This is a genomic window from Natronomonas sp. CBA1123, from assembly GCF_009741925.1.
GTDB lineage: Archaea > Halobacteriota > Halobacteria > Halobacteriales > Haloarculaceae > Natronomonas.
Genome location: NZ_WPCC01000009.1, coordinates 58,292 through 80,831, shown reverse-complemented (window position 1 = coordinate 80,831; position 22,540 = coordinate 58,292). Strand labels below are relative to the sequence as shown.

Sequence of the window (22,540 nt, the reverse complement as noted above, 5' to 3'; positions counted from 1 at the left end):
TTACAGCGAGCACCCCATGTCGGGGTCGTCGGGCTTCAGCGTCGTCTCGGAGGCCGGAATGCGTGCCAGCGGTTCGCCGGGCATGATGGGCGCGTCCCAGTTGTCCTCGGTGTTCGGCACCGGGTAGGCGACGGTCATCTCCGAACGGGCCTGGTTGTTGTACTCCTGGTAGGTGTAGCCGCCCTCGCCTTTCGGCGTGTCGGTGACGGTCATCCCGCGCATCGCCTCGGCGATGTCGGCACCGTTCGTCGAGCCGCTCTCTTCGACGGCCTGGACGATTGAGGACGCCGCGGTGAACGTCCCCGCGGTGAACAGGTCCGGGACGATGCCGTACGTCGATGTGTAGCTGTCGACGAAGGCGTCGTTGATGGGGTTGTCGTACTGGTTCCAGTGGTACCGTGTCGTGAACGGCCCGAGTTGGGCGTCCCGTATCTTCTCTTCGGTCAGCGGTTCGCCGAGGACGCGCTGGGCGACGCCGCCGATGGCGTTCGTCGAAATCTGGGTCGCGAAGCCACCGAACATCCGGAGGCCGTAGTCGCCCGAGAGCCCCTCGTCGAGGAAGTTCGGCAGCGTGACGACGGTGAATCCGCCGACGACGGCGTCGGCGCCGGCGTCGACGGCGTTCTGATAGAGGCCGGCGAACTCGTCGTGGCCGCGGGGGACGAACCGCTGGTCGACGACCTCGACGCCCTCGTTTTCGAGGACGTTCGCGTAGTTCCGTGCGACCGCACGGCCGAAGGAGTAGTCGGCGGCCATGATGAACACCCGCTCGACGTCGGTCTCCTGGGCGACGTAGCGGCCGCCGGAGAGGGCGTCCATCGCGGTGTTCTCGCTGGCGCGGAACACGATGTCGCTACACAGTTCGCTGTCGCTCGTCACGTCGGCCGCGGCGGCCGGTCCGGCCACGAAGGGGACGTTCGCCTGCAGGACGACGGTCTCGATGACCCGCCGGGCGGCGTCGGAGGAGGCGGTCCCGAACAGGAGGTCGACCTCCTCGTCCTGGACGAGGTCGGTCGCGACCGTCTGGGCCTGGTCGGGACTGAACTCCGAGTTCTCGATTATCAACTCGTAGGTCACGTCGCCGGCTTCGATGGTCTGGGTGCCCGCCGAGGAGACGTCGAGTGGATCCTGGTCGTGTTTGTACGCCAGCCCCGAGAGAAATCCCCACAGCGACTGCTGGCCGTAGTACTGTACGTTGCCGGTCAGCGGTTGCATGACGCCGATTTTGACCGTTCCGCCGCCTCCGGCGTTGCCGTTTCCATTGCCGTTACCGTTACCGTTGCCGTTGCCGTTTCCATTGCCATTGCCGTTACCATCACCGTTGCCGGTACACCCCGCCAGCGCAGCTGTTCCGAGCGTTCCGGCCGCCGCAGCGCTCTTGAGCCACTCCCGCCGTGTCTGGTCACGTGCCATAGTAGCAATGTACAGGTATATATCGGCAAAAGGTGGGAGGTTAACATGTCAACCGTCGCCCCGCTGAACGGACTCGGGGGCTCTCAGCCCTCGAAAGCGGTTTCGAGCGCCGCGGTCACGTCGTCGATGGCCTGCCGTCCCTCGTCGATGTGTTCATACAGACTGAGAAAGCCGTGAATCTGGGCGGGGTAGTGGTGGTGTTCGACAGGGACGTCGGCGGTTTCCAGTCGGGTGGCGTAGGCGGTCCCCTCGTCGCGCAGCACGTCGAATCCGGCGGTGACGACCGTCGCCGGCGGCAGCCCCGAGAGGTCACGCGCACGGAGCGGGAACGCGTAGTCGTTGCCGACATCCGCCTCGCGGGTGAGGTACTGTTCGAGATACGCCTCCACGCCACTCATTTCGAGGAAGTAGCCCGACGCGTTCTCGTCGTAGGAGTCGAACCAGCGGACCGACGGGGGGTTGACGGCGGGGTAGACGAGCAGTTGGTGGGTGAGGTCGGGGCCGTCGCGGTCCCGGGCGGCCAGCGTCACCGCCGCAGTGAGGTTGCCGCCGGCGCTGTCGCCACCGACGGCCACCCGGTCGGGGTCGCCACCGAGGGATTCGGCGTGTTCTGCAGCCCACTCCGTGGCGGCATAACAGTCCTCGAACCCTGCTGGGAAGGGGTGTTCCGGCGCCCGGCGGTAGTCGACGGAAACGACGATACAGTCCGCGTCGTTGGCGAACAGCCGGCACAGGCCGTCGTAGGCGTCCAGCGACCCGCGACTCCAGCCGCCGCCGTGGAAGAACACCAACACCGGCCTCGCTCCCGAGGTGTCGGTTTTCGGTTCGTAGATGCGGACCGGAACCGGCTCCTCGGGCCCTCGGAGTTCGAGGTCGGTGACGGCGTCGACCGGGTCGGGCTCCTCAACGGTGAACAGTTCGTTCAGTAGCGCCCGCCCGGTCGCCACCGACAGCGTCTCGGTCGGCGGCGAGACGCCCGCTTCGAACCCGGCGAGCAGTTCGGCTACCTGCGGGTCCAACTCCGCCGCGCTGTCGGTCATCGCGACACCCCTGTAACCGGGCTGCCATCGTAGCGGGCGGGCGAGAGACCTGTCAGCGTGTCCTGCAGCTGTGACATACCCACCCATAGGGGACGGGAGTATCAAAAACGGGGGGTTGGCATGTGAACTGCCGTTCGCTCAGGGCTTCTCGTCGATGTGTTCCATCGCCTCGACGAGGCTGCGGACGAGTTTCTTCTCGCCGCGGCGCATGTTCTTCGAAACCGCGGTCGTCGAGACGTCGAACTCCTCTGCTAGCGTCGACAGCGTGGCGTCTCTCGGCGTCTCGAAGTAGCCGGATTCGGCGGCCCGCTGGATGGTCTCGGCCTCGACATCGGACAGCGACCGGCAGGCGTCGAGCAGTTCGCCGGCGGGTTCGATGTTGCCCAGCACGTCGAACAGCCGGTCGAGTTCGAGGTCCCGGCGCTGTTCGACCTCGAAGTCGTTGTTGGCGTCGAGTGCGTACAGCGTCTCGTCGGCGGTGCCGCCGTCGTCGAAGCCGACCTGCCACAGTTCCTGTCCGTCGCGGATGCGGAACGGGCCCGTGATGTAGCCGCCGCGGTCGTGGATGACCGACATCGCGTCGGTCTGTTCGATGACCGTCCGGATGACGGCGCTGTCGCCCTTTCGGGTGAACAGCTGGTACTCGTTCATGTTGTCGTGCTCCCGCAGCGCCGCCAGGCCGTTGTCGAGTGCGCCGCGGTCGGCCCCGTCGACGAGCAGCCGGGTCTCTAACTCCTCTTGGGCCGCGTCGAGTTGCCAGTGCATCGTCGAGAACGCCACCTCGTGGTCCGCGGTCGTGTCGATGAAGGGGCAGTCGTACTGCTCCATCTCCATGGTGACGTCTATCATCGGCCCGGAGTTTCTCCTCCAGTGGCATAACTGTTTGTCACGGTTTTTGACTCTCGACTGCGTGTCACGGGGGCTTTAGCCGTGGAACTCCTCGGGCCGCTATGGACCCGGACGACAACCACCGCAGTTGGGCCGAACGCTCCGGGGAGTTCTCACCCGAGTACTACGCACAAATCGGACCGAACGAGGTCAGCGAGACCCTCCGTGAGGTGTTCGACCACTACGTTTCCGAGGACGCCGCCGTCCTCGAACTCGGCTGCAGTTCCGGCCGCCACCTCGAACACCTCCGGCAGGCCGGCTACGAGAACCTCACCGGTATCGACCTCAACGACGAATCGTTCGAGATTATGGCTGACCACTACCCGACCCTCGCCGAGACCGGCACCTTCCACACCGGGGCAATCGAGGACATCGTCCCCGAGATGGCCGACGGCGCCTTCGACGTCGTCTACTCGGTCGAGACGCTCCAGCACGTCCACCCGGACGACGAGTGGGTGTTCGAGGAACTGGTGCGGGTCACCGACGACCTGCTCATCACGGCCGAAAACGAGGGGAACAGTCCGAAACGCGGCCGAGACGGTTCGACGGTGAGCTACGTCAACGACGACTTCCCGCTGTATCACCGCGACTGGAAGGCGGTGTTCTCGGCGTTGGGCCTCGCACAACTGCTTCGGGAGGGCGGCAAACGAGATACGGTTCGTGTGTTTCGGGTCGTCTGAGAGACCTAAGGGCGGTACTGAATCCTGGGCGTTTTTGACGCTACCGACGAATCGATTCCCATGCGCCGCCGTGCGTTCCTCGCGTCCGCCCTGACCGCTACCTCCACCATCATCGCGGGCTGTGGCTCCGTTGGGTCGCGAACCGAACACACCGACCCGACGGTAGAGAACGACGACCACGATGATGCGAAGTATCTCGAATTCCACGGAGACGGCGCGGGACTCGCCACCGTGGGTATCGACCCGAATCTTGCCCCCCTGCCGAAGAACCTCTTCGTGTCGATTTCCCACCGAGAGGACACCGAACTGCGGTCGCTCACACAACGGGTCGGGGCACCGGACGGTGACGGGACCCCACCGCAACTCTCGGTTCAGGACTCCTCCGAGAGTAACGACGTCCCGCACCCGCCAGTCTCACTGTCCCAAGACGGGGCGGCCGCGGTCGTGGCAGTCGACGAATTCGGCGAGTTCGCCGACGAAACCGCGTTCATCCTCCTCGCCGTCACCCGATGGCCCGAGTCAGCCCGCCGACTCGTCGTCGAGAGCACCGTCGAACTCGTCGAGACGGGAACGTTCGAGAACACCCACGTCCTGAAGGGGCAACTCGAATTCGAGTTCACCGCCGGAACCGATACGGGAACCCGAACCGCTGACACGCCCGACTCCTCGGAGTAAGGCCGCCGAACGGGGTGTCTGAGAGGATACCGTCGAGTTACTGTGTCTCCGTTTCTCCCGTCACGTCGCCGTCGTAGACGACGCCGCGTTCGCCGTCGACGGTGACAGTTCGCCCCTCGTCTAGCCGCTCCGATGCCGACTCGATTGCCACCATCGGGACGCCGAGTTCGCGGGCGACGATAGCCGGATAGCCGGTCATCTCGGGGTCGGTGGCGACGATGGCGGCGACCCGGTCTAAGTCGCCGGTGAATTCGGCGTCGAAGCCGGCCGGTAAGACGAGGATGCCGTCGGCCGGAACCCCCGAAAGGTCGCCGTCGGAGAGTCGGACGACTGGGCCGGCCGCCCGGCCGCCAGCGATGGGTTTCCCCGTCGCCACCGTCTCGGTGACGGTGTGGACCTTCAGGGTGTTCGTCGCGTTCGTCCCGCGCATCTCCGACATCATCCCCGAGAGGACGACGATGGTGTCGCCGCTCTCGGCGAGGCCGGAGTCGAGGGCGGTGTCGACGGCGCGTTCGAGTACCTCGTCGATGTCGGACGCGGGCGGAGCCGAGTGTGGGTCGACGCCACAGGAGACGGCGAGCTGTCGGCGGACGCGCTCGCTCGGCGTCGTCGCGATGATGGGGACGCCGGGTCGGAACTTGGCGATGCGGCGGACGGTGTAGCCGGATTCGGAGACGGCGACGATGGCCGAGGCGTCGACGTCGGCGGCGAGATACCGCGCCGACCGCGCCAGCGCCTCGGTCCGAGAGCCGGCTCTGGCCGCCGGGACCCGCTGTTCGCGGCTCTCGTCGTACTCCTCGCTGCCCTCGATTTCCCGGACGATGCGTCCCATCGTCTCCACGACCTCGATGGGGTGGTCACCGATTGCGGTCTCCGCCGACAGCATCACGGCGTCGGTGCCGTCCAACACCGCGTTGGCGACGTCCGAAGCCTCCGCACGCGTCGGCCGCGAGGCGCGGACCATCGAATCGAGCATCTCGGTGGCGGTGATGACCGGAACGCCCGCCTCCATACACCGGCGGACGATGCGCTTCTGGATGAGGGGGACGGCTTCGAGTCGACACTCCACGCCGAGGTCGCCACGGGCGACCATCACGCCGTCGGCGGCGTCGACGACCTCCTCGACGTTCTCGACGGTGACCGCCCGTTCGATTTTCGCGACGACGTCGATGTCACCGCCGCCGGCGTCGTCCAGTGCATCGACGACGGTGTAGACGTCGTCGGCGTCGCGGACGAAGGAGGCGGCGACGAAATCGACCTCGTGTTCGGCTGCCAGCTCGATTTCCCTGCGGTCGGCCTCCCGGACGATGTCGAGTCCGAAGTCGACGCCCGGCGCGATGACGCTCTTGTTCGCGCCGAGTCGACCGCCCGAATCGACGGTCGCGACGACGGTCTCGCCGTCGATTTCGGTCACCGTCGCCTCGATGCGGCCGTCGTCGAGAAGGACCGTATCACCCAAATCGACGGCGGCGATGGAGTGGTTGAGCCCGACGGTCTCCGTCGTGGCCGTCGTCCCCTCGACGAACCGGAGTTCCGACCCCGTCGCTATCTCGATGGGGTCGTCGATGTCGGCGGTCCGAACTTCCGGGCCGCGGAGGTCGAGCATCGTCGCAAACGGGTCCTCGCGCTCGGCGTCGACCGCTTGCACCTGCTCGATTCGCGTGGCGCGCTCGGCGGTCGTGCCGTGACTGGCGTTCAACCGCGCGACCGACATTCCGGCGTCTGCGAGGTCCCGAATCGTCGCCCGGTCGCTCGACGCCGGGCCGAGCGTACAGACGATTTTGGCGTTCCGCATGCCTCACTCGTCGGTTCGAGGGGAGAAAAAGTGCGGCGCCGGTTTAGCTGAAACTAGGCGCTAAGCCCCCTTCCTCAGCGAGCGCCGACCGAATGGGCGGTGCGAGCAGGGAGGGGATACAGCGTCCCCAGAAATCTCTGATTTCTGGTGTGCGAACGAGACTACGTCTCGTTAACGCCGCACAGTTCTCATACACGATTCGGTAGCAGGCCCACAGGCCCACGTAGTCACAGCGTTTTTGCAGTAGGGTAGTATAGTATTGGCAGACCCCAATGGAGTACGACCTCGACTCGGGAGCACACTCGACGTATTCCCTGCACTACCACCTGATACTCACCACGAAGTATCGGCGCGGAGTGCTAACCGAGGAGCGAACCCAATTTATTCACGAGGTCATCAGCGGGTTCACGGAGAACTACGGTGTCGAACTGACGAACCTCGACGGCGAGGACGACCACGTACACATCCTCTTCCGAGCGAAGCCAACCACAAACCTCGTGAAGTTCATCACCACGGTCAAGGGCGCGACCGCCCGCCGTATCCGCAACGAGTACGCCGATGAACTGAAAACCGAGCTGTGGGGCGACTCGTTCTGGGACGATTCGTACTGCCTCATCTCGACAGGGCAGGTGTCGCTGGATGTGCTGAAACAGTACGTAGAGGACCAACGCGAGTAGAATGTACTACGCCTACAAGTACCGTCTCAAGCCGTCCGACGCCCACCGCGAGGAGTTGGACCGCCACCGTGACATTTGTAGGCAACTCTACAACCACACGCTCTACCGCCTCAACGAGTACCAAGACGAACACGGCGAACTACCGTCCATGACCACGCTCCGGTCGGAACTCCCCGACCTCAAGCAGTGGTGGGATGACCTCTCGGACGTGTACTCGAAGGTTCTCCAAACCGTCGTGGAACGCCTGTTCGACAACCTCAAAGGACTCTCCAAACTCAAGGAAAATGGCTACGGCGTCGGTCACCTCAAGTGGAAGCCACCACGCGAGTTCCGCAGTTTCACGTACAGTCAGTCTGGCTTCAAGCTCGACAAGAAGGGCGGTCAGACTGTCCTGTCACTCTCGAAACTCGGAGACATACCGATTCGGCTCCACCGCGCCATCCCCGACGACGCGAAGCTCAAACAGGTCACGGTCAAGAAGGAACCGACGGGCGAGTGGTTCGCCACCTTCGGCGTCGAAATGGATCGCGAACCACCCGAACCGCCTGAGAACCCCGAGACGTGCGTCGGTATCGACGTGGGGATTCTCAAGTACGCCCACGACACCGACGGCACGGCTGTCGGGTCGCTCGACCTCTCAGACGAACGCGACCGCTTGGAGCGCGAGCAACGGAAACTCTCGCGCAAACAGCACGGGTCGAACAACTACGAGAAGCAACGGCGGCGAGTCACGGAGTGTCACGCCGACCTCCGTCGGAAGCGCCGCGACTTTCTGCACAAGCTCTCGGCGTACTATGCTCGGGAATACGATCTCGTGGCGGTCGAGGACCTGAACGTGAAGGGGATGATGGAGTCACCGTCGAACAGCCGCAACACGGCGTCTGCCGCGTGGCGAACGTTCCTCTCGTTGCTCGAATACAAGTGTGAGCGAGAAGGGACGCACTTCGTCGCGGTCAACCCGAGAGGGACGACCAAAGAGTGCGCGTCGTGCGGCGTTTCGACCGACAAGCCGTTGTGGGTCCGTGAACACTCCTGTCCCGCCTGCGGGTTTGAGGCGGACAGAGATGCGAACGCGGCGTGGAACATCCTTTCTCGCGGCCTCGAAGACGTAGGAGTGGGATACTCCGAATCAACGCCTGTGGAGACTGCGCTCCCTGTGGATACGCCTGTATCTGCAAAGCGCGTCGTGGAAGCAGGAAGCCCTACCCTCAAGGAGCCAACGGCGTCAGCCGTGAGCGAGTAGGGTAGTTCACGCGTACGATTCGATGAGCGACCGGAGTTGGTCCTCGCCCTGGACGCCGACGATTTCCTCGACCTGCTCGCCGTCGGCGAAGAGGACGAGCGTGGGCACCCCACGGACGCCGTAGGCGGCCGCCAACTGCTGGTTTGCGTCAACGTCGACTTTCGCGACCGCGGCGTCGGTCTCTTCGGCCAGTCGCTCGACGACGGGCGCAATCATCTGACAGGGACCACACCAGTCGGCGTAGAAGTCCGTCAGGACTACGTCCTGCTCGGCCACGAGGTCGTTCAGTTCGTTCGTGTTTCCGATGTGGACGGGCTCGGTCGGCGCCGCCGACCCGGCGTCGGACGTCGTTTCGGTTGTCATCACTCCTCCGTATGAGTCGGCAGTAATTAAGAGTTTTGGACAAAGCAGACAATACTGTTTTCACGAGGCTCATTTCCCCTCCGAGCGTAGGCCAGGGTAGATGTCGACCGAAAAGCGCTGTCCGGACTGTGAGGAGCCGCTCGAACAGATGAAACTACAGGGAACGGACGCACTCGGAGAGCTCTCTATCGTCTCGGAGGGGTCAGACGAGGGCTTCCTCGGGAGCTTTCGCGCCGACGAGATTCTGACGCCCGTCCCGTACGTCTGCCCGGAGTGTGGACGGACACTGCTGTATGCGGAGTAGGGTGAGTACCCCCCGCCCCCTCGCGTTCCACGGCTCCGACGACGCCTTCGGCGTTAACTTTCGGCCGACGGCGCGACCATCTCGCCTTCCTCGTATTTGTTCTCGAACTCCTGGATGAGCTGGCCCATCTTCGCGTACCAGTCGTTCAACATTCGCTGCATGTCGTCGGTAATCTTCTCGGAGTCCGTCGGGAAGTAGACGTGGTAGTAGCCGCCCTGGTCGTAGTTGACCTGCTCTTTCTGGATGAAGCCGGTCTGGAGCAGTCGCTGGACCGAGCGGTAGGCCGTCGAGCGCTCGCGGTCGACCGCTTCGGCGATTTCGTCCACTGTGAGCGGTTCCGCGGCGTCGACGAGCGCCTGAAAGCACTCTCGGTCGAGCTGTTTGAGACCGTGGAAACACTCGAGGAGTCCTTCACACTCCATGTCCTGCTGGAGTTGTTCGGACATCGAATCTGGCATTAGTATCGTTCCCCGGTAGGCACCACGCGGTTAAAAGACTTGTGTAGGAAATACACAATCCTGCCGTCTCCGCCGGTTCACCCGAGGAACACGAGCGACGCCATGGCGGCGTAGCCGACGACGAAGGCGAGGCCGAAGGACGCAATCCACGCGCCGACCGTCAGGAGGATTTTGCGCGCGCTGACGCTGTCCCAGCCGCCGACCGCCGCGCCGCTGCCGATTATCGCACTCACGACGATTTCGTTGAACGAGACGGGAACGCCCAACAGCACGGCGAGTTGGGCGATGAGAAACGACGGGACGAGCGCGGCGATGGAGCGCCGTGGCCCCAGCGAGGAGTAGTCCTGTGAGAGCGATTTAATCATCCGCGGCGCACCGGTCCACGAGCCGACGAGAATCCCGGCACCGCCGCCGACCAACACCACGAGCGGCGAAATCATCCCCACGTCGTCGAGCAGCGGCAACAGGGGGCCGACCGCGAGGCCGACCTGACTACCGCCGGCCGAGAAGGCCACGAGCGACCCGAAGGCCAACAGCACACGTCTGAGTCCGCCAGTCTCGTCGCGCCGGATGTCGGCGTAGACGACGGCAGCGACGGCGAGGGCGACGGCCACGGACAGCACCACTGGGACGGCCCAGTGGTCGACTCCGAGGAGTCGACCGCCAGCGCCGACCACGGACCCGGGCGCTCCGTCCGGGCCCAGTCCCGTGAACGTGACGTTGGCCAGCACCAACCCGACGCCGCCCGCCAGAAGCGAGACGCTGAATCGTTCGGGCACGTCCGAGCGGGGAAGCACGCTCGCGATACCGTAGGCCATCCCGCCACCGACGAACGGCGTCAGCAGCCAGACGGCGCCGATTTGCTGGTATTTCGGCCACACCGGCGACCCGCCCAGGGCGAAGCCGACGCCGATGACCGCCCCCCGTGACGGTAAAGGCCGTCGCGATGGGGTAGCCGGTCTTGATGCCGATGGCCATCAGTCCGGCGCCGATGAGCAACACGACGATGACGGCCGTCGCCGGCAGGGTGATGCCGCCGACGAGGCCGCGACCGACGGCCTCGGAGACGTTTGCACCCTGTGTCACGGCGCCGGCGAAGCCGAAAATCCCGACGACGAACGCCGCACGCATCGTCGAGATGACGTTCGCGCCGACCGCCGGCGCGAAGGGGGTCGCACCGCTGGAGCCGGCGCCGATGACCCACGCCATGAACAGACTCGCGAGTCCTGCGACAACGAAGAGGACGATGATGGAGGGTTCCATGTAGTGTAGAAACGAATCAGAAACGGGGTGTCAGTCGTCAGCCGGGGCCGCAGCGGCGGTGTCGGCCGTTCGACTCCGCCAGACGCCCTGTGCGTACGCGCCGACGAACATGCCGGCCAGCGCCCACAGGATGGTGACGTTGCCGACGCCGAGGCTGGCGTACGCCGCGCCGGGACAGATGCCCGACAGCCCCCAGCCGACGCCGAAGATGGCGCCGCCGATGAGGACGTTCTTGTCGAAGGGTTTCAGGCGCCGCTCGTAGCGGTCGCCGGTCAGCGGCGCACTGTCCCGGAGTCGGGGCATCACCGCGAAGGCGATGCCGGTGACGATGGCCGCGCCGAACATGACGAACACCAGTCCGAAGTCCTCGAACTGGAGGAAGTTCAACACGACCTCCGGCCGCGCCATGTGGCTGAATCCGAGCCCGAATCCGAATATCAGGCCGCCGACGAGTATCAGCGGCATGAACAGGGGATGGCGGTCCGCCATTACGGACTCACCCCCAGTGCTGCGACGAGCTGAGCCGTTCCGATGGCGACGAGGATGAACGTCACCACGCCGACGATGGACGTCTTCGACGCCGAACCGACGCCACAGACGCCGTGGCCGGACGTACACCCCTTGCCGACTCGGGTGCCGATGCCGACCAAGATCCCACCGAGGAACAGCCGCCACGGCTGTACGTCGGTCAACCACAGCGTCACGCCGGCGACCTCATACAGCTGGCCGGTGGTGCCGGGCTCGTACAGCGATGTCGTGATGACGCCGGACTGGACCGTCGCCGCGAACAGCGTCGCCCCCAGGATGATACCGACCGTGAACACGACGCGCCAATCCCGGGAGGGGACGTACTGCTGGAACCGCGATTGGTCCGAGACGTACGAGAGCGTCGACTCGAGGAACGTGCTCGCGCCGGCCGGAATGCCCGTTCCCAGGTAGATTACGACGGCTCCGAGGCCGACCAGCAGCCCACCGACGGCGTAGCGACTGACCCCGTTGGGGAACAGCTCGGCGGCCACCTGGAGTACGAGTAGGTCAGTCACCATCGGCGGTGTTAGTCACCCGCGAGGGATTCCTGGCTCGCGGCGCAGTTGTTCGGCCCGAGTTCGAGGGTGAACGCTTCCTCGTCGTCGACGGCGTTCTGTCCGAGGTTCGTCGCGATGATGTCCTCGTAGTTGGCCGGACGTGGCGGCATGTCCGAGAGGATGAGTTCGACGAAGTCGTCTTCCTCCATCGTCAGCGCGTCCATCTCCTCGACCAGTTGTCCGATGGGTGCGGTGTAGGTGCCGTCGTCGGCCGGTTCGGCGGCGTCGCTGAAGTGAGCGCCGCCGATGAGCGTGTCGTCGGGCAGCGTGAGGACGCGCTCCTGGAGCGACTCGTACAGCATGCGTGCGGCCTCGGGGGCGCCGTCGTCGCCCTCTTCGAGGTCGGGGCGGGCGACGCTCTCGATGAAGAGGCCGTCGCCGGTTGCCAGAAGCGAGTCGTCGACGAGATACGAGGTCATGCCCGTCGTGTGGCCGGGCGTGTAGACGGTCTCGATGGTGGCGTCGCCGACGTCGAAGGTGTCGCCGTCCTCGGTAGTCGTCAGCTCGTCGGCGTAGGTGACGCCACGTGCGACCGCGGCCTCCGGAATGACGCCCTCAACGCCCTCGGCGTCGAGGTTGCGCAGCCCGGAGATGTGGTCGGCGTGGATGTGGGTGTCGAAGGCGTACTGCAGGTCGACGCCCAGTTCGTCGGCGTCTTCGAGGTAGCGGTCGGTGAAGGCACGCAGCGGGTCGATGACGGCGGCTTCGCCGTCGTCGTAGAGGAAGTACCCGAGACAGCCCGAGGAGGGCCGCTGGTACTGCAGGAGCGTGCCGGCGCCGTCGTAGTCGGTGACTTCGACGGCCTCGTAGATGCGGGCCCAGCCGTTCATGCCGTCTTCGAGGTGGTTGACCTCGTAGCCGCGTTCGGCGAGGGTGCCTGCGACGAACTCGCTTGCGCCGCCCTTCGCACAGAGGACGGTCACTTCGCGGTCATCGGGAATCGCTTCGAGGACGTCCTCGTCGATTTCCTCGTCGAGGAACTCGAAGTAGGGGACGTTGATGGTGGTGACGTTGTCGTCGTCGATGTGCCATTCGTCGTAGTCGGCTTCCATGCGAGCGTCGAGGATGGTGATATCCTCGCCGGAATCGATTCGGTCCTTCAGCGCTTCAGGGGTAATCGAGTCAACCGGTTCGTCCGGCGTTGGGAAGTCTTCGGCGTTCATGTCGTACATGCTCCCTTACTGGGTGGATGTACTAAAGAGTTTGCATAGTAGTTCATCTATAGCACAATACAATGTGTGTGGCCATCCGGCACTGCCCCGCCTATATCTCCGAGACGGGTCAGAAAACGCGCTCACACGTAGTACTATCAAGTATGGCTGCCTCGGACAGTTGTTTGAGGATAGTGCAAGAACCGATATTCTTTTATCCCCCGAACCTATATTGTGCGATAGCTCCAATACAGAACACGGAGTGAAGAAACAACAATGAGTGCAGAATTCGACATCTCGCAGACGCTCGACGTGAAAGGTGCATCGTGTCCCATGCCGGTCGTGAAAACGAAGCAAGCCATCGACGACCTCGAAGCTGGTGAGGTACTGGAAGTGGTGGCGACAGACTCCGGTAGCATGAGCGACCTCGACGGCTGGGCGGCCGGAACCGATGGCGTCGAACTCCTCGACCAGGTCGAGGACGGCGACGTGTACAAACACTACGTCGAAAAGACCGCGTAATATGAGTACGGACACGCCCGCAGCGTCGGCCGACGGCGAACCGCTGACCGAGGCAGAACTTCAGGCCCGAATCGAGGAGCTGGAGGACAAAGTCGCCACGCTGGAAACCGACACCGCAGACGACACGAAGAAGATGACCATCGTCGCCACGCAGGGGACCTTCGACATGGCGTACCCGCCGCTCATCCTTGCGTCGACGGCCGCCGCGTTCGGCTGGGACGTCGTCGTCTTCCACACGTTCTGGGGACTGGACATCCTCCACGAGGAGAAGTCCAAGGACCTGAAACTCTCCGCCGTCGGCAACCCGAGTATGCCGATGCCGAACGCCCTCGCGGCGTTCCCGGGGATGGACAGCATGGCGACGAAGATGATGGAAAAGCGCATCGCTGACAACGGCACCGCCACAATCGAAGAGCTCATCGAACTCTCTATCGACCAAGGCGTCGAACTACAGGCCTGTCAGATGACCATCGAGCTGATGGAGTACGACGAAGACGACTTCTACGACGAAGTGACCGTCGGCGTCGGCGCCGCCACCGCGCTCCAGCACATGGCGGAGTCCGACATCCAACTGCTCGTCTAAGGCTTTTTCCGCGCCGCGCCGTGGCGTTCCTTCGTTCCGTTGTGCTCACAGCACCCGACAGCGTCGGAACTGCTGAACGCGGCGGTTGTCCCGACATCCGGCCTCGATTTCGAAGTTGATGCGGTCTTCGACCGACGACGGTTCGAATGTAAACCTTGGAATCCATACCGTCTCGTCGTCGATGTAGTGGTATGGCCTCACAACCGTCTCAGGACGACGACTCGCTGTCGCCGCCGCCGATTACCGAAGACCGTGTTCTCCGACTCGAGGACGACCGCTTCTCGAGTGACACCGTCGCCGTCGTGACCGGCGCCGCGTCGGGCATCGGACGGGCGACCGCCATCGCGCTCGCGGTCAACGGCCTGACCGTCGTCGGACTCGACGTCGACGAAGACGGACTCGACGGAACCGTCGAAACGGTCGAATCGCTCGATGCTGACGGCCGGATGGTCGCCACTCAGTGCGATTTGACCGATAGCACCGACATCGAGGCCGCCGTCGACGCCGCAAGCGAGGAGGGGTCGATTCGGTATCTCGCCAACATCGCCGGGATGCAACACATCGCCTCCATCCCCGAGTTCCCAACCGAGGAGTACGACCGCATGATGGACGTGATGTTGCGGGCGCCGTTTCTGCTGTCGAAACACGTCATGCCCCACATCGAGGCGACCGACGACGGCGTCGGCGCAATCGCGAACATGTCGTCGGTCCACGGCCAGTACGCGACCCGCGACAAGGCGACCTACATTACGGCGAAACACGGTCTCAACGGCCTGACGCGCTCTATCGCCGCCGAGGGCGAGGGAACGCTACGCGGCTTTTCGGTCAGCGTCGGCTACGTGTTGACGCCGCTGATGGCGAATCAAATCACCGACACCGCCGAAGAGCGGGGCATCTCCGAGGAGGAGGTCGTCGAGGACGTGATGCTCGGACAGGCCAGAACGAAGGAGTTGATGATGCCCATCGAGGTGGCGAACCTCTTCGTCTTCGGCTTCTCCTCGCATGCCAAACACCTCAACGGCGGGGACCTGCTGTTCGACGGCGGCTACACGCACACCTACGAGTAGTTCGGCGGCGAACCGGCCACTCCCCCACAAACGGCTTTGTATCGCCGGCCCCTCGTCAAAACATGGACAGTCAGGCCGTCGACTTCTCGCTTCCCAACGTCGGGCCGGGACCGGACCCGTTTTCGCTGTCGGCGCTGCCCGACGACGTTTCGTTCGTCGTCATTTTCTTCCAGCGGGATTTTTACTGCACGAACTGTCGGAGTCAGGTTCAGACGGTCGCCGACCGCGTCGGCGATTTCCACGACCGGGATGCCGAGGTAGTGTCGGTGCTACCCGAACCCCGCGAGCGCGCCGCCGAGTGGCAGTCGAACTACCACCTCCCCTATCCACTGCTCGCGGACCCCGAGGCGTCGGTCAGCGACAGCTACGACCAGCCCGTCCGGTTCGGCATTCTCGGGCGGTTCAGCGACTTCTTCGGCCGGATGCCGGAGGTGGTCATCGTCGACCGCCGAGGGTCGGGTCCCCAAATCGCCTACGTCCACCAGGGGCGCTCGACGTTCGACCGGCCCGAAATCGACGACCTACTGGCCGAACTGGACGACCTCCGAGTCGACAGCGAGTGACAGCCTCCTCGGCGTCCGTCGTTTGACGGGAGTAGCTTTTTGTCGACTGAACGTAACGGTCAGGCCGACTCTTTCGGGTCGAGACGACGATGACAGGCACAACAGACGAAATCGTAGAATTGTTCGAAGCGGGCGGAATCGACACGGTGTTCGGCTTCCCCTGCGAGCAGATGGACCCTTACTACTCGAGTCTCGCCGACTCCTCGCTGCGACACGTCTTGGGCCGCAGCGAGGCGAGTGCGGCGCTGATGGCCGACGGCTACGCCCGGGCGAACCGGACGGTCGGCGTCGTCGACGGCGTCGGCGGCCCCGGCGCCGCCTACATGAGCGCGGGCCTGTGTGAGGCCGACGGCGCCTCCAGTCCCGTTCTCGCGCTCACCGGCGACAACGAACGCGACATCCGCGGCCGCGAGGTGATACAGGACGGCGACAACGAGGCGATACTCGGCCCACACGCCGAGGTGACCTTCGACGCCGAATCCGGCGACCGCGCCGTCGAGGCCGTCGAATCGGCACTCCGACAGATGACGACCGGGGTGCCGAAACCCGCCCACGTCAACCTCCCCGGCGACGTGTTCGAGGAAGAAATCGACTACTCGCCGGCCGCAGTCGACGCGTCGTATCCGACCGACCGTCCTGCCCCGAATCCCGAACGCATCGCGGCGACGCTCGACCGTCTCGAAGCCGCCGAGGCGCCGGTCGTCCTCGCCGGCGAGGGCGTGGTTCGGGCCGACGCCAGCGAGGCACTGACCGAGTTCGCCGAACGGACGAACACGCCGGTCGTCACGTCGATAAACGGCAAGGGCGCCGTCGCCGAGACCGAACCGTACGCACTCGGCGTCGCGGGGCGGTGGGGGTTCTGTGAGACCGCAAACGACGCCCTCGAAGCCGCCGACCTCGTCGTCGGCTTTGGAACGCGATTCAGCGACCTCACCACCGTCGGGTGGTCGATGATAGCCGACGACGCCGACATCGTCCACGTCGATTTGGACCGGGCGTGGCTGGGGAAGAACTACGCCGCCGACGTGGCGATACAGGCCGACGTTCGGGCGACGCTTCGGGTGCTGAACGACTGTCTCGACGCCGAGGATTACGCCGACCGTGCCGACCGAATCGAGTCGCTCGACGCCGACCGAACCGAGTGGCGGGCCTCCCACGAGGGCGATTTGCGGAGCGACGCCGAACCGGTCGCGCCCGCCCGCGTCGTCGACGAACTGAACGAGGCGATTCCGGCCGACGGGATTCTCGTCAGCGCCACCAGCTACTCGGGGTTCTTCTCGGGGGCCTTCTACGAGATCGAAGAACCCGGCCTCGGCTACCTGCAGGCCCGCGGCAGCGACGGCATCAACGTCTGTCTCCCGCAGGCCATCGGCGTCCAACTCGCTCGTCCCGACACGCCCGTCGTCGCCCTCTCCGGGGACGGCGGCATTGGCTATCACATCGCCGACCTCGAGACGGCCGCTCGCGAGGACCTGCCGCTGACCGTCGTCGTGTTGAACAACGATGGGCTCGGCTCCTCGAAGGCCAGTCAGATAGGCACCGACAACTTCCAGCTCTCGACGGACTTCCACGAGGGCGTCGACTACGCCGCCATCGCCCGCGGGTTCGGCTGTCGCGGCGAAACCGTCGAGACGCCCGACGAACTCACCGAGGCGCTGCCCGACGCCATCGAGGGCGACGAACCGACGCTGCTCGACGTGCAGGTCGACCCCTTCGCCGTTCCGCCGATACTGGTCTGAGTATCGCAGCAGCCTCAATTCGCGACTTGGGCCTGCGCGTCGGCCAGCCACTCGGGGTCCGGAACGGTGGTCGACCCGACGCCGGTCAGCGAGTACGTCCACTCCCCGCTCACCGTCTCCCCTTCTGGCGTTCGGCCGGCGAAGGACCACGCTTCGTAGCGCGAGAGGCCGTCCCCGTCGACGAGGACGGTGTATTCGAAGTCGGTGAGTTCGAACTCGTCGGCCGACCCGGCGGCCACGCCACCGGCCCGGATGATAGCCGAACTGGCCGCGGAGAGTTCGTAGCGGTCGACGGCGACGCCGTCGAACGTCTCGCTTCCGCGATACGCCAGGTCGTCGTCCGCGCCGTACGCTCGGGCTTGTGAGAGCGCGATGGCCGTACCGACCACATCCGTCGTACCCTCGTAGACGGCGTAGGAGGCCGCATCGCCCGACCCGGTGCGCGCGTAGGTGACGCCGTTGGCGACGAACTGCTCGGAGGTGACGCTGTCGTCGCCGCCGTCACCCGTGGCGATTACCGTATGCGAGCGCTCCGCGCCCAAGTCGGCGTAGAACTCGCGAGTGACGTCGGTCTCGATGCCGTTCCTGTCGACGCCGGTGTACTGCCACGTCACGGTGAAACTGCCGGCCTCACGGAGAGTCTGCTCGGTGTCACCGAGCGAAAACGCCTCGGCGTCGTCTCGGTCCCCGTCGACCGTCTCACCCGAGGGAGTCTCCGCATCGCCGTTCGGGGCGACATCGCCGCCGCTGGCACAACCGGCGAGGACGACCATGACGACGACGAACAACGATAGCGTGCGGCTCGAATACATGGCTCCGATACGTCAGCAGAGACGATAAATGAGTGCGCTGGCGTTTGTATGCTGCTGATTCGGCGGTTTCGCTCTGCAGAGTCGTGGCTTTTCCGAGGATGCTCAACGTGTCGGCGCTCGCTCGAGCGTACGTATTTGTCCGTTCGGCCGAACCCTTCTGTATGACCTCTCTCCGGTCGGACCTCCGAGAACTGGCCGTTGAACGCCCGCTCCTCGCCCTCGTCGTCGCTGTCCTCGCCGTCGAGGTGGTCGGCGCCTCGGGCGCCGTCTTCACCGTACAGGGACTCGGCGCGTGGTACGACTCGCTCCAACAGCCGGCGCTGGCGCCGCCGAACTGGGTGTTCGGCCCCGTCTGGACGACCCTGTTCGCGCTCATCGGCGTCGCCCTGTGGCTGGTGTGGCGGCAGGCAGATGCCGACCCCGAGGCGGTTCGGCTCGCCGTCGGCGTCTTCGCCGTCCACTTCCTGTTCAATCTCGGGTGGTCGGCCGTCTTCTTCGGGGCGCGCGAAATCGGCCTCGGACTCGCGGTCATCCTCGCACTCTGGGTGCTCATCGTCGCGACGATGTGGGCCTTCGGCCGCGTCGACCGCCGGGCGGCCATACTCCTGGTCCCGTACCTGCTGTGGGTTTCCTTTGCGACGTATCTCAACTACGGCTTCTGGACGCTGAACTGACCGCCGAGACGCTCCGACGGCCACTCAGAAGACGGTGTCGTAGACGGCCGCGCCCGTCTCCTCGTGGCGCTCCTCGAGGGTCTCCCGCAGCGCGTCGGTGCCGAACATCTCCTCGAGGTCGAAGGGGCCGATTTCGCTGTCGCCGCCGCGTTTGAGAATCTCGTCGACCGTCGCCTCGTCGGCGATGCCGTCCTCGACGAGGCGGTGGCCCTCGTTGACCAGCGCGGCCAAAATCGGCTGGATGTCGTGTGGCTCCTCGGGGTCGGCCATCAGACACGCCTCGCCGTCCCACTCGAAGAAGCCCGCGCCGGATTTCTTGCCGAGGCGGCCGGAGTCGACCAACTCTTCCATCCGGTCGCGGATTTCCGGCGGCGGGGCGTAGCGGTCGCCGTACACCTCCGAGAGATTGTCGACGGTCGCGAGGTGGACGTCGAGACCGATGAGGTCGATGAGTTCCAGCGGCCCGCGGTCGAAGCCGACGTTTCTCGCGGCGGTGTCGATGGCCGCGGGGTCGGCCTCCAGCAGTTCCCACGTCGCGGCGCATTTGATGCTCGCAGACAGCCGCGAGAGGCCGTTGGCGCGGTACTCCCGGCCGAGTCGAATCGGCTCGCGGTCGATGGCTTCGGCGGCCTCGTGGGCGATTTCGAGGGCGCGGTCGCTCGCCTCGTCGCCGGATATCTCGACGATGTCGCGGCGAAGTGCGGGGTTCGCGAAGTGAAACAGGACGACCCGTTCGGGGTGGTCCATCTCGGCGGCGATGTCACCGGGCGTCAACGAGGAGGTGTTCGTCCCGATAATCGCCTCGCTGTCGAGGGCGCTTTCGAGGTCGGCGACGATGCCGCGTTTGAGGTCGAGCCGTTCGGGGACGGCTTCGACGACGAACTCGGCGTCCGACAGCGCCTCGATGTCCGTGTCGTAGTCGATTCGCTGGGCCGGCCGGTCCGATACCTCGAGGCCACCGGCGCGGAGTTCCGCCTCCAGCGTCTCCTCGTGATACGCTCGTGCCTCGGCCAACACGTCGGCGTCGACGTCGACCAGCGTGACCGTATAGCCGGCGTTCGCCAGCAGTCCGGCGATATCGCGACCCATCAGTCCCGCGCCGACGACGCCCGTTCGCTCGATTGTCATTGTCTGTGTTGCTCCGTCGGTGATGTGTCAGCCATCCCTTAATAGATGTAGCGGTCGCACCGGACTGTTTCACACGGGAACATGTTCGGCACAATCGATAGTCTCGAGGGCGGCGACCGCCCGGATATGTCGAACCGCGACGGACTCTTCGACCGCGAGGTGTTTCTCGACGTATTGGTTAACGCGATTCCACTCGGGATACTCCTGTTTTTCGTGGCCCTGTTCGTTACCTACGGGTCGTATCCGAGCGACGTGCTCGTGGTCTTCGTCCAGATGTCGCTCATCGTCGTCCCCGCGGTCGTGTTGCTCGTGTTGACCTACTACGCCGCGCGGGCCGTCACGAGAGCCGAACGAGAGGATGATTCGGCGACGCCGCCGGGGTACTCCAGAGCCGACGCGGAGGTCGTCTCGGCGGACGACGACTGAAAGTCCACTTGGGGGCCTACTCGACGGCCTCGGCAGTCGACCCGATGCCGTCGGTTCGGACGTGATAGAACAGCACCCCCAGCGCGACCAGTCCTGCCCACGCGAGAAACAGCGTCGTCGATTGGGTCGCGAGCAGTGCGATGAGAAGCAGGTTCAGCGGCACCGCAAGCACCGCCATCGCGTAGACGACTCGCGTCGAGACGGGGAACGCCTCGCGGTCGAACTCCGAAGGTGGGTCTCGGAGGACGCTGATGGCCGCTAGCATGACGACCGTCACGACGAGCGCGCCGCCGAAGGCCAGCATCGTCCCCAACTGTTCGAATGGAAGCGGTGCCAGCAGAATGGCCGCACTGAGGAGGTAGGTTCCGAGCAGCGTCCAGTGGGCCGTCCCGAAGCGGTCGTTCGTGGCGCCGAGGGCGGCCGGGAACACGCCGTCGTCGGCGAGGGCCTCGGCGTACTTCGGAATCAGGATGAACGTCGCATTGAGACTGGTCGCGACGGCGAACAGCGCTCCACAGATGATGAACACCGTCTGGAACGCCGGCGAGAGGAACCGCTCGGCGGCGATTTCGAGGGTCTGTCCCGCCATCGCTTCGACGCCCAGCGACCCGACGGCGACGGCGGCGACGGAGACGTACAGCAGGAAGACCAGCGGGATGGAGAGGAGGAACGACCGCGGAATCGTCACCGTCGCATCCCGGAGGTCGCCGCCGATGTCGATGACGAAGTTCGCGCCCAGACAGGTGAAGTACAGCACGCCCGCGGCCGCGAGAATCCCGACCGGCCCACTGGCGAACGGCGAGGTGAGGTTCGCCGCCTCGACGGTCGGAGCGCCGAAGGCGACGAACGCACCCAACGCGACGACCAACCCCACGAACATCAGCAGTTGGACTTTCGCTGCGAGTCGAATCCCGAAGAGGTTCAACACGAAAAACAGCGTCAGCAGGGCGATGCCGCTCGCGGTCGCCGAGAACGGAACCAGCGCCGTCAGGTACTCGCCGGCGGTCAGCGCGTACAGCGGCAACCCGCCGGCGAACATGCTGATGCCGAGGCCCCACGCCGCTAGAAACGCCAGTGCCGGCGAGACGAACCGGGCGGGGTAGCGGTAGTGTCCACACGTCGTCGGAAACGATGCACCCAACATCGCCGTCGGAACCAACCCGAGGACGGCGATGGTTATGGCGACGCCGAACGACAACACGACGCCCGTTCCGGCGATGTCGACGCCGACGCCGACCAGCGCGAACAGCGCGCCGCCGATGATGAGACCGACCTCGATGGCGACGGCGTCCAACAGGCCGATATCGGCGTCCGACTGTGGGGTGTTGCTTGCTGCCACGACCCTCGTTCCAGAGGAGTGACAATAAAACTTGACCGCTGAGGCGTTCGGGTCGGTCGCAAGGGGCCGTTCAACCGGGCAAAAAGACGTTGATTACCGCGACGACCAACCCGGCAAGCGCCATCCGGGCCGCGGCGACGTACCAGCGTTGGCCGGACATCGAGCCCATGTACGCCCCGAAGACACCCAGCACCCCGATACCGAGTGCGACCGCGATGAGTGCGGCTTCGACCATCGTGAAAAGCGTTCCCTCGAAGAGAAACGGGGTGAGCGGGATGAGGATGCCGATGAGCGGGCCGAGGCCGCTCATCGTCGCGTGAAACAGGCGGGCACCGCGCTGTTCGCGTTCGATTTGGGTGTCGTCGAGGTCGACGAGCATCGCCCGCTCGATGCGTCTGAGTTCGGCCTTGGTTTCGGCGCGTTCGATTTCCCAGACGCTCCAGACCGCCGACGTTCCGAGGCCGACCGCCGCGCCCAGCCCTATTTTGATGACCGTCGCGCCGCTGGGGACACCCGAGAGGACGGCGCCGACGATGACGCCGATACTGGTGAGCGTCCCGTCGAACCCGTTGGAGACGAAGTAGCGCCGGGCGATGGAGAGGACGCCTTCCCGTCCGAGGAGTCGCCGGAGTTGCCGTCGAATCGAGGCCAC

25 protein-coding genes and 1 pseudogene are annotated in these 22,540 nt (G+C 65.0%); 12 read left to right on the top strand and 14 right to left on the bottom strand.

What is annotated here, in order from left to right; genetic code table 11:
• From GJ631_RS06510 to GJ631_RS06500, 3 genes are all read right to left on the bottom strand, one after another.
• Positions 1 to 1,413 carry an ABC transporter substrate-binding protein gene (locus GJ631_RS06510; RefSeq protein ID WP_156708376.1) on the bottom strand — a complete coding sequence of 471 codons (1,413 nt, stop codon included), beginning with the start codon at positions 1,411 to 1,413 and terminating at the stop codon, positions 1 to 3.
• Positions 1,414 to 1,496: 83 nt separating this feature from the next.
• Positions 1,497 to 2,453 (bottom strand): alpha/beta hydrolase, encoded by a 957-nt coding sequence (locus tag GJ631_RS06505; protein ID WP_156708375.1) that lies wholly within the window; start codon positions 2,451 to 2,453, stop codon positions 1,497 to 1,499.
• Positions 2,454 to 2,591: 138 nt separating this feature from the next.
• A complete protein-coding gene (locus tag GJ631_RS06500; RefSeq protein WP_156708374.1) occupies positions 2,592 to 3,302 on the bottom strand; it encodes a helix-turn-helix domain-containing protein in 711 nt (236 codons plus the stop codon).
• 101 nt (positions 3,303 to 3,403) lie between these two features.
• Between GJ631_RS06500 and GJ631_RS06495 the strand changes: the two genes are divergently transcribed.
• Positions 3,404 to 4,021 carry a bifunctional 2-polyprenyl-6-hydroxyphenol methylase/3-demethylubiquinol 3-O-methyltransferase UbiG gene (locus GJ631_RS06495; protein ID WP_156708373.1) on the top strand — a complete coding sequence of 206 codons (618 nt, stop codon included), beginning with the start codon at positions 3,404 to 3,406 and terminating at the stop codon, positions 4,019 to 4,021.
• 60 nt (positions 4,022 to 4,081) lie between these two features.
• Positions 4,082 to 4,696, top strand: a complete 615-nt coding sequence (locus tag GJ631_RS06490; protein WP_156708372.1) for a hypothetical protein — start codon at positions 4,082 to 4,084, stop codon at positions 4,694 to 4,696.
• A 37-nt stretch (positions 4,697 to 4,733) separates the two neighbouring features.
• Here the strand turns inward: GJ631_RS06490 and pyk are convergent, their stop codons facing one another.
• On the bottom strand, positions 4,734 to 6,491 hold the full coding sequence (gene pyk / locus GJ631_RS06485) for a pyruvate kinase (protein ID WP_156708371.1): 1,758 nt from the start codon (positions 6,489 to 6,491) through the stop codon (positions 4,734 to 4,736).
• Between the two features lie 272 nt (positions 6,492 to 6,763).
• Here pyk and tnpA point away from each other — a divergent pair, with 272 nt between their 5' ends.
• Together tnpA and GJ631_RS06475 are read left to right on the top strand one after the other, a co-directional pair.
• Positions 6,764 to 7,168: an IS200/IS605 family transposase gene (gene tnpA, locus GJ631_RS06480; protein ID WP_156708370.1), complete on the top strand. Its 405-nt coding sequence runs from the start codon at positions 6,764 to 6,766 to the stop codon at positions 7,166 to 7,168.
• Position 7,169: 1 nt separating this feature from the next.
• Positions 7,170 to 8,411 (top strand): RNA-guided endonuclease TnpB family protein, encoded by a 1,242-nt coding sequence (locus tag GJ631_RS06475; protein ID WP_156708369.1) that lies wholly within the window; start codon positions 7,170 to 7,172, stop codon positions 8,409 to 8,411.
• Positions 8,412 to 8,417: 6 nt separating this feature from the next.
• Here GJ631_RS06475 and trxA read toward each other — a convergent pair whose 3' ends face one another.
• Positions 8,418 to 8,774, bottom strand: a complete 357-nt coding sequence (gene trxA / locus GJ631_RS06470; RefSeq protein ID WP_156708368.1) for a thioredoxin — start codon at positions 8,772 to 8,774, stop codon at positions 8,418 to 8,420.
• 100 nt (positions 8,775 to 8,874) lie between these two features.
• On the opposite strand from trxA, the gene GJ631_RS06465 reads away from it, so the two are divergent.
• Positions 8,875 to 9,078 (top strand): hypothetical protein, encoded by a 204-nt coding sequence (locus GJ631_RS06465; RefSeq protein WP_156708367.1) that lies wholly within the window; start codon positions 8,875 to 8,877, stop codon positions 9,076 to 9,078.
• A gap of 53 nt (positions 9,079 to 9,131) precedes the next feature.
• On the opposite strand, the gene GJ631_RS06460 is transcribed toward GJ631_RS06465, so the two are convergent.
• From GJ631_RS06460 to GJ631_RS06440, 5 genes and pseudogenes are all read right to left on the bottom strand, one after another.
• Positions 9,132 to 9,536: a helix-turn-helix domain-containing protein gene (locus tag GJ631_RS06460; protein WP_156708366.1), complete on the bottom strand. Its 405-nt coding sequence runs from the start codon at positions 9,534 to 9,536 to the stop codon at positions 9,132 to 9,134.
• 77 nt (positions 9,537 to 9,613) lie between these two features.
• Positions 9,614 to 10,799, bottom strand: a pseudogene (locus GJ631_RS06455) (inorganic phosphate transporter).
• A gap of 30 nt (positions 10,800 to 10,829) precedes the next feature.
• Positions 10,830 to 11,288, bottom strand: coding sequence for a YeeE/YedE family protein (locus GJ631_RS06450; protein WP_156708365.1), 459 nt, complete (start codon positions 11,286 to 11,288; stop codon positions 10,830 to 10,832).
• Entirely contained in the window at positions 11,288 to 11,845 is a 558-nt protein-coding gene (locus GJ631_RS06445; RefSeq protein WP_156708364.1) for a YeeE/YedE family protein, read from the bottom strand. The genes GJ631_RS06450 and GJ631_RS06445 overlap by 1 nt, the downstream gene beginning before the upstream one ends.
• Positions 11,846 to 11,853: 8 nt before the next feature.
• A complete protein-coding gene (locus GJ631_RS06440; RefSeq protein ID WP_156708384.1) occupies positions 11,854 to 13,047 on the bottom strand; it encodes an MBL fold metallo-hydrolase in 1,194 nt (397 codons plus the stop codon).
• Between the two features lie 264 nt (positions 13,048 to 13,311).
• Between GJ631_RS06440 and GJ631_RS06435 the strand changes: the two genes are divergently transcribed.
• From GJ631_RS06435 to GJ631_RS06415, 5 genes are all read left to right on the top strand, one after another.
• Positions 13,312 to 13,557: a sulfurtransferase TusA family protein gene (locus GJ631_RS06435; RefSeq protein WP_156708363.1), complete on the top strand. Its 246-nt coding sequence runs from the start codon at positions 13,312 to 13,314 to the stop codon at positions 13,555 to 13,557.
• 1 nt (position 13,558) lies between these two features.
• Complete coding sequence (locus GJ631_RS06430) at positions 13,559 to 14,140, top strand: DsrE/DsrF/DrsH-like family protein (RefSeq protein WP_156708362.1); 582 nt, start codon at positions 13,559 to 13,561, stop codon at positions 14,138 to 14,140.
• Between the two features lie 191 nt (positions 14,141 to 14,331).
• Entirely contained in the window at positions 14,332 to 15,207 is an 876-nt protein-coding gene (locus GJ631_RS06425; protein ID WP_156708361.1) for an SDR family oxidoreductase, read from the top strand.
• 62 nt (positions 15,208 to 15,269) lie between these two features.
• Positions 15,270 to 15,770: a peroxiredoxin gene (locus GJ631_RS06420; protein ID WP_156708360.1), complete on the top strand. Its 501-nt coding sequence runs from the start codon at positions 15,270 to 15,272 to the stop codon at positions 15,768 to 15,770.
• An 89-nt stretch (positions 15,771 to 15,859) separates the two neighbouring features.
• Complete coding sequence (locus tag GJ631_RS06415) at positions 15,860 to 17,509, top strand: thiamine pyrophosphate-binding protein (protein ID WP_156708359.1); 1,650 nt, start codon at positions 15,860 to 15,862, stop codon at positions 17,507 to 17,509.
• Positions 17,510 to 17,523: 14 nt separating this feature from the next.
• Here the strand turns inward: GJ631_RS06415 and GJ631_RS06410 are convergent, their stop codons facing one another.
• Entirely contained in the window at positions 17,524 to 18,321 is a 798-nt protein-coding gene (locus tag GJ631_RS06410; protein ID WP_156708358.1) for a hypothetical protein, read from the bottom strand.
• Positions 18,322 to 18,482: 161 nt separating this feature from the next.
• Here GJ631_RS06410 and GJ631_RS06405 point away from each other — a divergent pair, with 161 nt between their 5' ends.
• A complete protein-coding gene (locus tag GJ631_RS06405; protein WP_156708357.1) occupies positions 18,483 to 18,995 on the top strand; it encodes a TspO/MBR family protein in 513 nt (170 codons plus the stop codon).
• Between the two features lie 24 nt (positions 18,996 to 19,019).
• On the opposite strand, the gene GJ631_RS06400 is transcribed toward GJ631_RS06405, so the two are convergent.
• Positions 19,020 to 20,123, bottom strand: coding sequence for a 3-hydroxyacyl-CoA dehydrogenase (locus GJ631_RS06400; protein WP_156708356.1), 1,104 nt, complete (start codon positions 20,121 to 20,123; stop codon positions 19,020 to 19,022).
• 81 nt (positions 20,124 to 20,204) lie between these two features.
• On the opposite strand from GJ631_RS06400, the gene GJ631_RS06395 reads away from it, so the two are divergent.
• Positions 20,205 to 20,549 carry a DUF6684 family protein gene (locus GJ631_RS06395; protein WP_156708355.1) on the top strand — a complete coding sequence of 115 codons (345 nt, stop codon included), beginning with the start codon at positions 20,205 to 20,207 and terminating at the stop codon, positions 20,547 to 20,549.
• A 16-nt stretch (positions 20,550 to 20,565) separates the two neighbouring features.
• On the opposite strand, the gene GJ631_RS06390 is transcribed toward GJ631_RS06395, so the two are convergent.
• Both GJ631_RS06390 and GJ631_RS06385 read right to left on the bottom strand, forming a co-directional pair.
• Positions 20,566 to 21,888, bottom strand: a complete 1,323-nt coding sequence (locus tag GJ631_RS06390) for an APC family permease (RefSeq protein ID WP_370518571.1) — start codon at positions 21,886 to 21,888, stop codon at positions 20,566 to 20,568.
• A 70-nt stretch (positions 21,889 to 21,958) separates the two neighbouring features.
• Positions 21,959 to 22,540, bottom strand: a complete 582-nt coding sequence (locus GJ631_RS06385; protein WP_370518570.1) for a VIT1/CCC1 transporter family protein — start codon at positions 22,538 to 22,540, stop codon at positions 21,959 to 21,961.